Raw genomic sequence first — 12694 nt, 5'->3', positions numbered from 1 at the left:
TCCAGTTTCAGTCTAAAACTCACTCACCCGAAAAGTGGTTTCCATTTTTCGGGTGTCGCTCCAGCGCGGCGCGCATCCGGGCCAGGGCCTCGTCCACGCCCAGCCGCGCCGTGTCCAGGCACAGGTCGGCCCCGGGCCAGGGCTCGAAGGGCCGGGCCTCGACCTCGGCCCACGAGGGCAGCACAAAGCCCGGGATCTCGCTGGTCCGGGTTTCTACCCGGTGGCGATGCACGGCCGGATCCGAACACCTCACCTCGACCTGAAGCAAGGCCGCGCCCGCCGCCCGGGCCACGGCGGCCCAGTCGCGACGCGTGACCTCGAACGGGTTCACGCAGTCGGCGATCACCCGGTGCCCGACCGCCAGGGCGTCGGCGGCCATGGCCTGCATCGCGTAGTATCCGGCGGGCCCCAGATCGATCGCCGCCACGGCCGGCCAGCGGCGCATGGCGTGCTCGATCGAATCGGCGCGCAGCCAGACCCCGTTCACCGCCCGGGCGAGGGCGCGGGCCAGGGTGCTTTTCCCCGTGCCCGGGCGCCCGCCCAGCACGATCAGGACCGCCCCGCTCACCGTTCGCGATCGGCGCACGGCAGGCGCCTGCGCCCCGCCAGCCCGATCCAGGACAGCGCCGCCGCCACCGAGCAGACCACCAGGGTGGTCATCAACGGCCGGGTGGTGGCGTCGTGGAACGCCCCGACCATGTACCCGGCCAGGGCCCCGACACCCATCTGAAGGAAGCCCATCAACGAGCTGGCGGTGCCGGCCAGGCGCGGATAGGGCCCCAGGCCGCCGGCCTGGCCATTGGGCATGATCAGGGCGCAGGCCAGGAACTGACCGGCGACGCACGGCAGCACGCTGGCAAGCGAAGCAATCCCGGCCCAGGCCAGAACCGCCCCGGTGATCGAGGAAACCAGGGCAATCCCCACGCCGATGCTGATCATGCGCGCGGTGCCCAGGCGGCGGGTAAAGCGGGCACCCCCTTGCGCCCCCACCAGAAAGGCGCCGGCCACGGCCAGGAAGGTGAAACCGAAATGGCCGGGATCGACTCCCAGGATATCAATGATAATAAAACTGGCCCCCGACAGGTAGCTGAACAGCCCCCCGAACGCGAACGCCACGACCAGGGCATGGCCCATGAAACAGCGGTCGCCGAGCAAGGCGCGGGTATTGAACAGGATCTGGGTGGGATCGGTGGCGGACGGGTCCTTGTGGTGGTTGGTTTCCGACAGCACCACGGCCGTGAGCAGGGCCAGCAGCCCGCCGAACGCGGCCATGACCACGAAGCTGGCCTTCCAGCCAAAGCTCACGTGCAGGAAACTGCCCACGATCGGAGCCAGGGCCGGGGCCAGGGCCATGGCCGAGGCCATGTGCGAAAGCATGGCGGCGGCGCCATCGCGCCCCCAGATGTCGCGCACGATGGCCCGCCCGATCACGCCTCCGCCGCACGCACCCAGGGCCTGGATGAAGCGGGCCACGATCAAGGTGTCGATGTCGGGGGCGAGCATGCACCCCAGCGAGGCCCCCAGATAGAAAACCAGGCTGACGATCACCACGGGCTTGCGCCCGAAGCGATCGGACAAGGGCCCGTAGGCCAGCATGCCCACCGCCATGCCGATGGCGAACACCGACAGGGTCATTTGCACCGTCGAGACGTCGGTGTTGAAAATCCGCGTCATGTCGGGCAGCGACGCCAGATACATGTCGGTCGACAGGGCCCCCATGGCCACCATGCCAATCAGCAGCAAGACCAGAAGGGGCCCATGCTTCCCGGTGGGGGAAGCCTGGGAAACGGGCATGGAACAGGGCCTCCGCACCAGGGAAAAGGGAAAAAACGGGTTGGTCGGGTCCTCAGGAAGCGGCAGTGAAGTGCTGGTACAAGGTCCACGCACCGATGACGATGAAGCCAACCCCCGCGATCAGCTGCAAGGGAATCACGGTCACGTAGCGGGCCATGAAAACGCCCACGAACACGGCCAGCCCGGTGGACAGCACCAAGGCGGCGGAAGCAGCCAGGAACACGGCCATCGGACGCACTTCGCCGCCGGACGCGAACAACACGGTGGCCAGCTGGGTCTTGTCCCCCAGTTCGGCGAAAAAGACGGTGAAAAAGACGGGCAGGACGGCCGCGAAAACGGACATGGAAACCTCCAGGGGAAGCAAAACGACGACAAGCACCCCCGGAAAACCGGGGGCACGGGGGAAGGGGGCCCCAAAAGGGGGCCCTTTGGGGCAGGAGCCCCGCAAAGGAGCTCTCAGGGGGTTGGGGTCCCAGGGGATCGGGGCCCGAAAAGGGACGGTCCGGCGAACGCCGCGTTACCCGTAGCGGTGCAAGGTCAGGCCTTCCACTTTAAGCCAGTGGCGCGCGGCATCGCACTCTCCGACCAGATCGGCCACCAGGCTCCAGAAACGCGGCGAGTGGTTGAACTCAACCAGATGGGCGACCTCGTGGGCGCTCACGTAATCAACCACCGCCGGGGGCGCCAGGATCAGGCGCCAGGAAAAAGACAGCCGTCCGCACGCAGCACAGCTTCCCCAGCGGGTGCGGGTATCGCGCAAGGTCACCCCGGTGGGGGAAACACCCAGGCGATTGGCATACACGCGCACGCGTTCAACCAGATGATCGCGGGCGCGCTGGCGCAACCAGTCGGTCAGGCGCCGCGCGACGTGGGCGGCCTCGCCCGACACGCCCAGCACGCCCTCCTCGGCCCACACCCCGCGCCGGGCCTCGGGCAAATGGCGCACCGTGTGGGGGACGCCCAGGATCGGAATCACCGCGCCGTCGGCGAAGGGCACCCGCTGGGGCAAGGTCCGCAGTTGCAAGGCCACCCACTCGCCCTTGCCCAGCACGAAATCATGAAGCACGGATTCGGGCACATGGGGGGGCGCCACCACGATCAGCCCGTCCCCGGTGGAATCGAGGCGCAAGGACAGGCGCCGCGACCGGGGGCTGGTGCGGAATCGCAAGGGGATCGAACGCCCCTCGATGGTGATATGCGTTCCCATGGCGAGACGGGATATACCGTCGGGACCGCCGCAGCGCAACGGCCCTTCAAGAGGGCTCCCCCCGCCCCCGTTCCGCCCCGGCGGGACTCATTGCGAAGACGGCCTGGAAGCGTCGGGGGAGGCGTCTTGCGCGGGCAGGGAACAGACCTCGCCTTGCTGCTGGACGGGAGGCAGGGCCGAGGGCAGGGGACTCGACCCCAGCAGGGGCGGGGTCCCGGTGCCCCCCTCGGGGCTGGCGTCTTGTTCAAACAAGCTCCGCAGCTCCTCGGCGGCGGCGCGGGCCGAGGCGATCAGGGCTTCCTCGTCGTGACGGATCTTGAACTGCTCGGCCAGCAGGCGCTCGTCATGACGGCGGAACAAGCGCACCGCGCGCCGCGCCACCGCCTCGGAGTGGCCCAGGTCGCGCATGATTTCCTCGGCCATTTCCAGACTGGAGCCGTAGGTTTCGCGGAAGACCTTGTAAACCCCTTTTTCCATCAGGCGATAGGCATGCTGGCGGTCCCGGGCCCGGGCCAGCACCCGCACGCGCGGATGGCGCCGGCGCACGTACTCGGCGATCTCCAGGGCCTTTTCCGGATCCTCGACCACGATCACGAACACCTCGGCCTGGTCGATTCCCGCCGCGCGCAGCAAATCGGGCCGCGACGGATCGCCGTAATGCACCACCGTGCCGCGCCGGCGCAGGAACTCGATCTGGTCGAAATCGGATTCCAGCGCGGTGAACGGAATGCCCGCCATGCGCAAGGTCCGGGCCACGATCTGGCCAAAGCGCCCGAATCCGGCCAGGATCACCCGGCTTTCACTGGATTCGATCGGGTCGTACTCGGGAACCGGGGTCGGCGGGCGGATGGAATTTTGCAACGCGCCGTTCAGGCTGACCAGCAAAGGGGTGATCGCCATCGACACGGTGACCCCCACCAGCAGCAAATCCCCGGTCTCCCGGTCGAGGACGCCTTGCGTCATCGCCAGCGTGAACAAGACAAAGGCGAACTCGCCACCTTGCGGCATCAAGGCGGCCAGCGACGCGGCCGAGCGCGTGGACGCGCCAAACCCCCGCGCCAGGGCAAACAGCACCAGGCCCTTGATGGTCAGCAGGCCCAGCACCAGCCAGGCCACGGTATCGGGCTGGGTGAGAATCTGGCCCAGATCGACGCTCATGCCCACGGCGATGAAGAACAGCCCCAGCAACAACCCCTTGAACGGCTCGATCGTGGCTTCGAGTTCCAGCCGGCATTCCGAATCGGCCAGCAGCATGCCGGCCAGGAACGCGCCCAGCGCCATCGACAGCCCCGCCTCTGTCATCAACAGACTCACCCCGATCACCAGGGCCAGGGAGGCGGCGGTGAACAGCTCGGGCAGGCCGGTGCCCACGACCACGCGAAACATCCGGCGCACCACCCAGCGGCCCAGGCCGATGACGGCGACAATGACGCCCACGGCGCGCCCCACGTCGAACAGGGCGGTTTCCAGGTCGAAGGCACCGGTGGCCCCCGGCGCCAGGGCCGGCACCACGGCCAGCAGGGGAACCACCGCCAGATCCTGAAACAGCAAGATCGCGAACGCGTTGCGCCCGTAGCCGGTGCGCAGATGCCCCCGCTCCGCCAGGATCTGGAGGCAAAACGCGGTGGACGACAAGGCCAGCCCGGCCCCGGCCACCAGCGCGGCCTCCCAGTTCAGGCCAACCGCGATCCCGAGGCCCGCGAGCGGCACGGCCGTGCCCACCACCTGCAGGCCGCCCAGGCCAAACACCGGCTTGCGCAGCCCCCACAACCGGCTGGGCCGCAGCTCCAGGCCGATCAGAAACAAAAGCAGGACCACGCCCAGTTCGGAAAAATGCAAGATGGCATCGACGTCGGTGACCAGGGCCAGCCCCTGCGGCCCCAGCACCACGCCCGCCGTCAGATACCCCAAAACCGAGCCCAGACCCAGGCGACGAAACAGCGGCACGCTCACCAAGGCGGCGACCATGAACAAGAACGCCTCGCCCAGGGTACTCATCATCCGCCCTCTCCCTCGCCCGACCCGTGAAATCCTGTGTGTCGCCAGGCACCAAAGGTAGCGTGATGGCCCCTCCGACGCCAGAGGGCCGCGCCCGCCCCGCTCGCCACCCCCCACCAAGAAGCGCCCAAGTCCCGCTTTCCCCCCCAGAGCAATCGGATGAACCGATTGCCCTGGAGTCTTTGCCGTGCCCTCAAACGCCGGGCGCGCACTCCGTGCGCTTGGCTCTCGCGGCAGGGGCCACGCGCCGCCGTCGTGGCGTTGAGGAACCCTCTTCCAAGGGCACCCAGGGCTTCACCCGATTGCACTGCTTTCCCCCCACTGCGGGGATGGCAACATCCTTGTAAGACGGTATACTGTCGCAACGATCGTAGCGGCTTGGGCGAGCGGATTGGGGCATGGACAAAGCGGCACTGCAACGCGCCTTGGAAGGACATCGTCGCTGGCTGGCGGGAGAAGCCGGCGGGGCGCGGGCCGATCTGACCGGCCAGGATCTGCGCGGCGTCGCCCTGTGGGGCTCCGACCTGCGCCAGATCATTCTGCGCGGCGCCGACCTGACCGACGCCAACCTGGCGCAAACCGACCTGACCGGCGCCGATCTCTTCCAGGCCCGCCTGGACGGGGCCGATCTGCGGGGCACGAAACTGGCCCTGGCCGAACTGCGCGGCGCCTCGATGACCCGGGCGCGACTGGCCAACTGCGACCTGACCGGCCAGTCCTTCCGCCGGGGCCTGCGCTTCGATGGCGGCGGCGAGCCCCTGCCCATCCCCCAGAACATGGCCGGCGCCGACTTCACCGGCGCGGTTCTGACCGGCGTGGACGCCACCGGCGCCGATCTGTCGGGCGCGGTGCTGGTCAACGCCCACCTCGAACACGCCAACCTGTCGCAGGCCGACTGCGAAGGCGCCGATCTGTCGGGCGCCACCTTGTCGGGGGCCAGCCTGTCGGGCGCCAACCTGTGCCACGCCAACCTGACCGGGGCCCGGGTGGACAATACCGACTTCGGCGGCGCGCGCATGAACCACGCCGACCTGTCGGGCGTCAACCTGGCGTCCTCCACCCTGGCCGGCGCCGACCTGGTCGGGGCGCGGCTTGACGACGCCGTTTTGCCCGACAAGGGCGAGCTGGAACTGGGCGTGATCCAAAAGGCCCTGGAACGCCATCTGCAATGGCTGGCCAATGGCGCCGGCACCGCCGCCGACCTTTCGGGCATGGATCTGTCGGGCCTGGATCTGTCGGGGGCCAACCTTTCGGGCGCCAACCTGGCGGGCGCCCTTTTGATCCGCACCACCCTGCGCGGCGCCCGACTGGTCCTGACCGACCTGTCGGGCGCCGTGCTCAATGGCGCCGACCTGCGCGATACCGATTTGCGCGGCGCCAGCCTGAAAGACACCGACCTTACCGATGCGCGCCTCAGTGGCGCGCGCACCGGACAGGCGCCGTTGCTGGATAACCAAGGGCAGCCGACCTCGCAGGTCGTGACGACGGACTTTTCCGACGCCCAGGGCCTGCCCGCCGACAGCTCCCATCCGGAGATTTCATGACGCACATGTCAGCCGACCATTTGCGACGCCGGGTCGTCGATCCCCGCACCGGAACCACGCTGGTCCGCCTGCAACGAGGCGAACACCAGATTTCGCGCACCTTGAACGAGGTGCTGTCGTGCGAGGTGGTGGCGGCGGTGGCCGTGTGCGTGCGCGATCCCCAGCGCACCCTGGGCGGTGCCGTGATCGTGCTTTTGCCCCCGGTTCAAACCGATCCCGCCGTGGCCGTGGCCTGCGAACGCTATGGCATTCACGTCCTGGAGCGTCTGTTCCTCGACGTCGAGCGGGCCGGAGGACGGCGGACCCGGCTGGAGGCCCGCCTGTATGGCGGCGCCGAGCGCGCGCCCTTGGACCTCACCGCCGGCCCGCGCACCGTGGCCCTGGTGGAACGTGTCTTGGAAGACTGGGGCATGGTCGTGGCCGAGCGCGAAACCGGCGGCCTGGAAGCCCGGCGCGTGCAGTATTCCCCCATCACCGGCCGCGCCCGCGTGGCACCTCTTGATGAAACCCGCGCCGACCAGATCCTGGTCCAGGAAGGGCGCCGCTCTCCGGTGATCATGCGCAACGGCGACGGATCGGTGGAGCTGTACGAATAACCCGCCGTCCCCCTCCGAAAACGTCCTCGACGGGCCCCCACCCCCCGGGGGAGCCCGTCGGTCCGCCCGTGGCAGGCCTCAGGCCAGGGCGTCGCCCGCCACCTTGATGAGGCCCAGCACGCCATAGGCCAGGATGGTGGTACCGGCCAGGCCCGTCCCCCAGATCACGCCGATCAGCAACCAGTCCACCGGCCCGCCGGCGTCGGTGAAGCCCGAAACCGTGACCCAGGCCATCAGGGCCAGGGCCCCGAAGCCGCCCGCCAGCCCGATCAGTTCGGAGGTCAGCAGGCGGCTGCTCGACAGCCCGCCTTCATGCCACAAAACGAACCCGGCCGCCGACAGACCCGCCAGGGCCACGAAGAGAAGAACCCACAGCACCGGCCCCATCATTTCCTGGAACACGGCGAACAGAACGAAAATATCGAACTTTTGCATGACCCTAATCCCCCTCGAATCAGGCTTGTCCTCGAATCATGGCCACGTAGGTCGGCTTGAGCGCGATCGTTTTCATGACCCAGGTCACCCACAGTTCTTCCAGGGGCGCGACCACGCCCGGGAAGGAAGGCAACAGGTTGTTGTCGTAATCGAACTCGACCAGCATGGCGCGGCCCAGGCGCGTGATCATCGGACACGACGTGTACCCATTGTAGGCGGCGGTACACGGACGATCGGCCACGGTGGCCACCAGGTGCTCGACCGCCACCGGCACCTGCCATTTCACGCTGGCCGCCGTTTTGCCCTTGGGCACGCCGGCGGTATCGCCCACCGCCCAGATGTTGGGGAAGCGGCGATGGCGTAGGGAAGCCTTGTCGACCTCGATCCAGCCATCGGCGGCAAAGGGGCCTTCCTGCCAGGCCAGGGCGCTGTCGCGCACCGCCGGCACCGCGCGCATCGGCGGCACCACGTTGATGAAATCATAGGGAATTTCCTGGTCCCCGCCGGGCGTCTTGAAAGTCGCCACCTTGCGGCCCAGGTCGATGGCCTTCATCACGTGGTCGTAGTGGGCGTTGATATCGCGATCGCGAAACAACATGCGCACTTTTTCACTGACGATGGGCACGCTGAAAAGCGCGTTGTTCTGGGCGGCGTAATGGATTTCCGCCTTGCCCCGGGTGCCCCGCGTGCGCAGCACATCATCGGCGATGAAGGTGTACTTCAAGGGCGCGCCCGCGCACTTCATCTCGGTGGCCGGACGCAAGAACAGGCCCACGCCCCCGGTGTCGGCAAAGGTGGAAAGGGCCTGCCACGTGGCCGACGCGGCGTCGGGGCCGTGGTAATGGCTGCCCAGGCCATCGCGCCCGATGCGCCCCACGTCCATGCCTTCGATGGCGGCGTAATCCAGAGCCAGACCGGATGCAACAATAAGGTAATCATACGGGATCTTCCGTCCCGTTTGCGTGACCACCATATTGGCCTCGGGGTCGAATTCGGCCACCTGTTCCTCGATCCACTCCACGCCCTGTGGAACATACTTGGCGGTGGAAGAAACCGTGTAGGTCTTGGGCTTCAGGCCGGCCGCCACCAGCGTGAACCCGGGCTGGTAGTAGTGGGCCTTGCGCGCGTCCACCAGCGTGATGGTGGCCCCGTTCAGGCGCCGCGAAAGCTGCGCCGCCGCCGACAGGCCGGCCGCCCCGGCCCCGGCGATGACGATGCGCGCCTTGGTGTTGACCGGACCTTCCTGAGCCCGGGCAAAGGGCGCGGTCAGACCGCCCATCAACGCCAGGGCCGCGCCCGACGTCCCCCACCCCAGGATCTGGCGGCGGTTGAGGACGAAGGGACCATCGGCGGGATGGTTGTCGTCTCGATGCATGGGTTGGTTCTCCCGGATCGTGTCTCCCTGCACGCACGGTAACGCGATTCTCAGAATTAGGAAATGCTAATGTGATATTCCGGTACCTATGGGAGGATTATTCCTCAGGTTGTTTCCTTCCCCAGAGTCTGCTAACTCCTGACCCGCCTGGTTTGGGGAGATCCCGCCGCCCCCGTTGTTTTGAGCGGGTCGAAAAACACCGGTGCATCCATGATCCAAAGTATTGACCTTGTCGTCCCTTCGGGTGTTTCGGCCCCTTTTGTCGTACTGCAATGGGTATCGGTCCTGCCGGTCCTGGCGTTCGCGGCCCTGGGCCTTAATTATCTTGCCCTGACCGTGCTGGGCATGAAGCGCACTTTGCGCGCTTCTCCCCCTCCCGACGCTCCGCCGCCGCCCGCGACCGATTCCCCCCCGGTCTTGATCCAGATCCCCGTGTTCAACGAGGGCCGGCTGGTGGAACAGGTGCTGCGGGCCGTCGGCGCCTTGGACTATCCCCGCGAGCGGCTTTCGATTCAGTTGCTGGACGACAGCGACGACGGATCCCATCCCGACAACCGCGACCTCGCCTTGCGGGTGGCCGGCGAACTGGGGCTGCGAGTCGAGGTCTTGCACCGGGTCAACCGCCACGACTACAAGGCGGGCGCCCTGGCGGCGGGTCTTGCCCAGTCCACCGCGCCCTTCGTTGCCCTTTTCGACGCCGACTTCCTGCCGCCCCGGGATTTCCTGCGCCGCACCGTGCCCTTGTTCGCCGATCCCACGGTGGGCTTCGTCCAGGCCCGCTGGGGCCACGCCAACCGCGCCCAGACCCTGCTCACCCTGGCCCAGGCCACCGTGCTGGATGCCCATTTCCTGGTTGAGCAGGGAACCCGAAGCGCCGTCGGCCTGCCGGTCGCGTTCAACGGCACCTGCGGGGTGTGGCGTCGGGCCGCGCTGGACAGCGCGGGCGGCTGGCAGGGCGACACCCTGACCGAGGATCTGGACCTTGCCTTGCGCACCGCGCTTATCGGCTATCATGGGGTGTTTTTGCCCGACCTGGTGGTCCCCGGCGAGCTGCCCGAGTCGACCCGGGCCTGGCAAACCCAGCAGTATCGTTGGACCAAGGGCTTCGCGCAGGTCCTGTTCAAGCTGGGCGGCCGGATCTGGACGGCGCCCTGGCCCCTGACCTGGCGCGTCGCCGTGACCTTGCAACTGTTCCAGGCCTGCTTCTTTCCGCTCGCGGTCGCCAGCGTGCTGCTGACCTTGCCGGCGGTCATCCTGGACCTTCCCCTGGTTTCGCCGGTCGGGGAGATCCTGACCGTTTGCGGTCTTTTGGGCCTGGGCGGGGTTGTTGCCTTCCTGACCCGGGCCCAGATGCTTGACGGACGCCTGCACCCGTGGCGCACCCCGCGCGACATCGTTCTGGCGCTGACGTTCACCAGCGGCCTGATGCTGTCGAACACGCGCGCCGTGATCGAGGCGGGCCTGCGCCGCAACAGCCCCTTCGTGCGCACGCCCAAGAAGACGGCCGGCCTGGCCCGGCCCCGGCCCCGCGCGGGCGGGCTGCGCTGGCCGGAACTGCTCCTGGGCGTGGCCATGGTGGCTTTGTTCTTCCTTGAGCAAGCCTGGAACGCCCCGTTCCTGGCCGTGCTTGGCACCGGCTTGATTTTGCTGGGCATGCCCGATGTCTGGCCTCTGGTGCGCGCGTCCGTCTTGAGGGAAACCTCCTCGCGTCCCTCGTAGACGGGGCTCCCGGCGGTCCTGCCCGAAAGGATGGACCCGTTCAGGCGCCGCGGACGCTACGCCGCCGACGGGCCGGCCGCCCCGGCCCCGGCAACAACGATACGCGCCTTGGTGTTGATCGGACTTTCCCGAGCTCGGGCAAAGGGCGCGGGTCAGACCGCCCATCAACGCCAAGGCCGCGCCCGACGTCCCCCCCCGGAAATAAACGGCGGTTAAGGAGGAAGGGGTCCTCGGCGGGATGGTTGTCGTCTCGATGCAGGGGCTGGTTCTCTCGGATCGTGTCTCCCTGAACGCTCGGTCGCGCGATTCTCAGAACTATGGAATGCTGCTTTGGCATTCTGGTGAGTGCGGAAAAATTATTCCTCAGATTGTTTCTTTCTCCAGAGTCTGCTAACTCCTGACGCGCCTGGTTTGGGGAGATCCCGCCGCCCCCGTTATTTTGAGCGGGTCGAAAAGCACCGGTGCATCCATGATCCAAAGCATTACCCTTGCCGTCCCCTCGGGTGTTTCGGCCGCCGTTGTCGTGCTGCAATGGCTATCGATTTTGCCGGCACTGGCTTTTGCGGCGCTGGGATTGAATTACCTTATTCTTATTATTTTGGGGATGAGGCGCCCATCGCGCGCCCTCCCCTCCACCGACGTCGCCTCCGGCTCGTCGGCACCGCCCCACGTTCTGGTTCAGATCCCGGTGTACAACGAGGGACGGCTGGTGGAGCAAGTTCTGCGCGCCGTCGGTACCATTGAATACCCCCGAGACCGGCTGTCCATCCAGCTTCTGGACGACAGCGACGATGGCTCCCACCCCGCCAACCACGCCATCGCCCGGCGGGTGGCGGCCGAGTTGGGATTGCGCATCGATGTTTTGCACCGCGTGGATCGCCATGATTACAAGGCCGGAGCGCTGGCGGGGGGATTGCTCCATTCCGACGCGCCGTTCATCGTCTTGTTCGACGCGGACTTCGTGCCCCCGCCCGATTTCCTGAACCGCACCTTGCCTTTTTTCGCCGACCCGACGGTGGGGTTCGTTCAAGCCCGCTGGGGGCACGCGAACCGCGCCCAGACCTTTCTTACCCTGGCCCAGGCCACCATGCTGGATGGGCACCTTCTCGTTGAACAAAGCTCGCGTTATAATGCTGGATTGCCCATCGTCTTCAATGGCACCTGCGGCGTGTGGCGCCGCGCCGCGTTGGAAGCCGCCGGCGGCTGGCAAGGCGACACCCTGACCGAGGACCTGGACCTGGCCTTGCGCACGGCGTTGATTGGCTATCATGGCGTGTTCGTGCCCGATCTTGTCGTGCCGGGTGAACTGCCCGACTCGACCCGCGCCTGGCAGGCCCAGCAATACCGCTGGACCAAGGGGATCGCCCAGGTATTGTTCAAGCTGGGCCCCCGAATCTGGACTTCGAACTGGCCTTTGCCCTGGCGCGTAGGAGTCACCATACAACTGATTCAATGTTTCTTTTTTCCAATTTCAGTCCTTAACTTGGCACTAACCTTGCCGACTGTCCTTTTCAACATGCCCGTGGCCTCGCCGGTCGGAGCAATACTAACCGTGTGCGGTGTCTTCGGCATGATCGGGGTTGTTGGGTTCATGACGCGTCCCCAGATACTGGACGGACGCTTGCATCCGTGGCGGACCCCACGCGACGTCATCCTGGCGATGGCCTTCGCCAGCGGGCTGATGTTGTCGAACACCCGAGCCCTGATCGACGCCAGTTTGCGCCGGCGTAGCCCCTTCGTGCGCACACCCAAAACGACGGCGGGTCTGGCCCGGGCCCGGCTGTGGGCGGGCGGGCTGCGCTGGCCGGAACTGCTCCTGGGCGTGGCCATGGTGGCTTTGTTCTTCCTTGAGCAAGCCTGGAACCTGCCGTTCCTGGCCGTGGCCGGTACCGGCTTGATTTGGCTGGGCATGCCCGATGTCTGGCCTCTGGTGCGCGCGTCCGTTTTGGGGGAAAGCTCTTCTCGTCCCTCGTAGACGGGGATCCCGGCGGTCTTGCCCCAGGCGGCAAGGGCCCCGGAATCACCC

Annotated in this window: 11 protein-coding genes; 4 read left to right on the top strand and 7 right to left on the bottom strand. The window is 67.2% G+C overall.

Annotation, left to right across the window (positions count from 1 at the left end; all coding sequences use genetic code 11):
- Positions 1-19: 19 nt before the first annotated feature.
- From ROR02_RS01145 to ROR02_RS01125, 5 genes are all read right to left on the bottom strand, one after another.
- Entirely contained in the window at positions 20-586 is a 567-nt protein-coding gene (locus ROR02_RS01145) for an AAA family ATPase (RefSeq protein WP_246135338.1), read from the bottom strand.
- The gene (locus ROR02_RS01140; RefSeq protein WP_147162161.1) at positions 565-1794 is read right to left on the bottom strand and encodes a multidrug effflux MFS transporter; all 1230 of its coding nucleotides are present in this window, start codon (positions 1792-1794) and stop codon (positions 565-567) included. Before ROR02_RS01140 ends, ROR02_RS01145 begins: the two co-directional genes overlap by 22 nt.
- A 52-nt stretch (positions 1795-1846) precedes the next feature.
- The gene (locus ROR02_RS01135) at positions 1847-2137 is read right to left on the bottom strand and encodes a TMEM165/GDT1 family protein (RefSeq protein WP_147162160.1); all 291 of its coding nucleotides are present in this window, start codon (positions 2135-2137) and stop codon (positions 1847-1849) included.
- Positions 2138-2311: 174 nt separating this feature from the next.
- Positions 2312-3001, bottom strand: coding sequence for a M48 family metallopeptidase (locus tag ROR02_RS01130; RefSeq protein WP_147162159.1), 690 nt, complete (start codon positions 2999-3001; stop codon positions 2312-2314).
- 87 nt (positions 3002-3088) lie between these two features.
- Positions 3089-5002 (bottom strand): monovalent cation:proton antiporter-2 (CPA2) family protein, encoded by a 1914-nt coding sequence (locus tag ROR02_RS01125; RefSeq protein WP_218032740.1) that lies wholly within the window; start codon positions 5000-5002, stop codon positions 3089-3091.
- A gap of 395 nt (positions 5003-5397) precedes the next feature.
- On the opposite strand from ROR02_RS01125, the gene ROR02_RS01120 reads away from it, so the two are divergent.
- Positions 5398-6543: a pentapeptide repeat-containing protein gene (locus tag ROR02_RS01120; RefSeq protein ID WP_147162158.1), complete on the top strand. Its 1146-nt coding sequence runs from the start codon at positions 5398-5400 to the stop codon at positions 6541-6543.
- Entirely contained in the window at positions 6540-7139 is a 600-nt protein-coding gene (locus ROR02_RS01115) for a hypothetical protein (protein WP_147162157.1), read from the top strand. The genes ROR02_RS01120 and ROR02_RS01115 overlap by 4 nt, the downstream gene beginning before the upstream one ends.
- Positions 7140-7217: 78 nt before the next feature.
- Here ROR02_RS01115 and ROR02_RS01110 read toward each other — a convergent pair whose 3' ends face one another.
- Positions 7218-7574 (bottom strand): DUF5368 domain-containing protein, encoded by a 357-nt coding sequence (locus tag ROR02_RS01110; protein ID WP_147162156.1) that lies wholly within the window; start codon positions 7572-7574, stop codon positions 7218-7220.
- Between the two features lie 19 nt (positions 7575-7593).
- Positions 7594-8949: an NAD(P)/FAD-dependent oxidoreductase gene (locus ROR02_RS01105; protein WP_147162155.1), complete on the bottom strand. Its 1356-nt coding sequence runs from the start codon at positions 8947-8949 to the stop codon at positions 7594-7596.
- Between the two features lie 210 nt (positions 8950-9159).
- Here ROR02_RS01105 and ROR02_RS01100 point away from each other — a divergent pair, with 210 nt between their 5' ends.
- Both ROR02_RS01100 and ROR02_RS01095 read left to right on the top strand, forming a co-directional pair.
- Positions 9160-10668 carry a glycosyltransferase family 2 protein gene (locus tag ROR02_RS01100; protein WP_147162154.1) on the top strand — a complete coding sequence of 503 codons (1509 nt, stop codon included), beginning with the start codon at positions 9160-9162 and terminating at the stop codon, positions 10666-10668.
- Positions 10669-11137: 469 nt separating this feature from the next.
- Entirely contained in the window at positions 11138-12643 is a 1506-nt protein-coding gene (locus tag ROR02_RS01095) for a glycosyltransferase family 2 protein (RefSeq protein ID WP_147162153.1), read from the top strand.
- Positions 12644-12694: the final 51 nt, after the last annotated feature.

The sequence above is a fragment of the Pararhodospirillum oryzae genome (genome assembly GCF_007992075.1).
In the GTDB taxonomy this organism is placed as follows: Bacteria; Pseudomonadota; Alphaproteobacteria; order Rhodospirillales; family Rhodospirillaceae; genus Pararhodospirillum; species Pararhodospirillum oryzae.
The sequence above is the reverse complement of the archived record's forward strand: the minus strand, read 5'-3'. Positions and strand labels throughout refer to the sequence as shown.

Bases quoted from the DNA above. Each gene is read 5' to 3' on its own strand.
- ROR02_RS01140 (WP_147162161.1), bottom strand. From the start codon at position 1,794: ATGCCCGTTTCCCAGGCTTCCCCCACCGGGAAGCATGGGCCCCTTCTG.
- ROR02_RS01135 (WP_147162160.1), bottom strand. From the start codon at position 2,137: ATGTCCGTTTTCGCGGCCGTCCTGCCCGTCTTTTTCACCGTCTTTTTC.
- ROR02_RS01130 (WP_147162159.1), bottom strand. From the start codon at position 3,001: ATGGGAACGCATATCACCATCGAGGGGCGTTCGATCCCCTTGCGATTC.
- ROR02_RS01125 (WP_218032740.1), bottom strand. From the start codon at position 5,002: ATGATGAGTACCCTGGGCGAGGCGTTCTTGTTCATGGTCGCCGCCTTG.
- ROR02_RS01120 (WP_147162158.1), top strand. From the start codon at position 5,398: ATGGACAAAGCGGCACTGCAACGCGCCTTGGAAGGACATCGTCGCTGG.
- ROR02_RS01115 (WP_147162157.1), top strand. From the start codon at position 6,540: ATGACGCACATGTCAGCCGACCATTTGCGACGCCGGGTCGTCGATCCC.
- ROR02_RS01110 (WP_147162156.1), bottom strand. From the start codon at position 7,574: ATGCAAAAGTTCGATATTTTCGTTCTGTTCGCCGTGTTCCAGGAAATG.
- ROR02_RS01105 (WP_147162155.1), bottom strand. From the start codon at position 8,949: ATGCATCGAGACGACAACCATCCCGCCGATGGTCCCTTCGTCCTCAAC.
- ROR02_RS01100 (WP_147162154.1), top strand. From the start codon at position 9,160: ATGATCCAAAGTATTGACCTTGTCGTCCCTTCGGGTGTTTCGGCCCCT.
- ROR02_RS01095 (WP_147162153.1), top strand. From the start codon at position 11,138: ATGATCCAAAGCATTACCCTTGCCGTCCCCTCGGGTGTTTCGGCCGCC.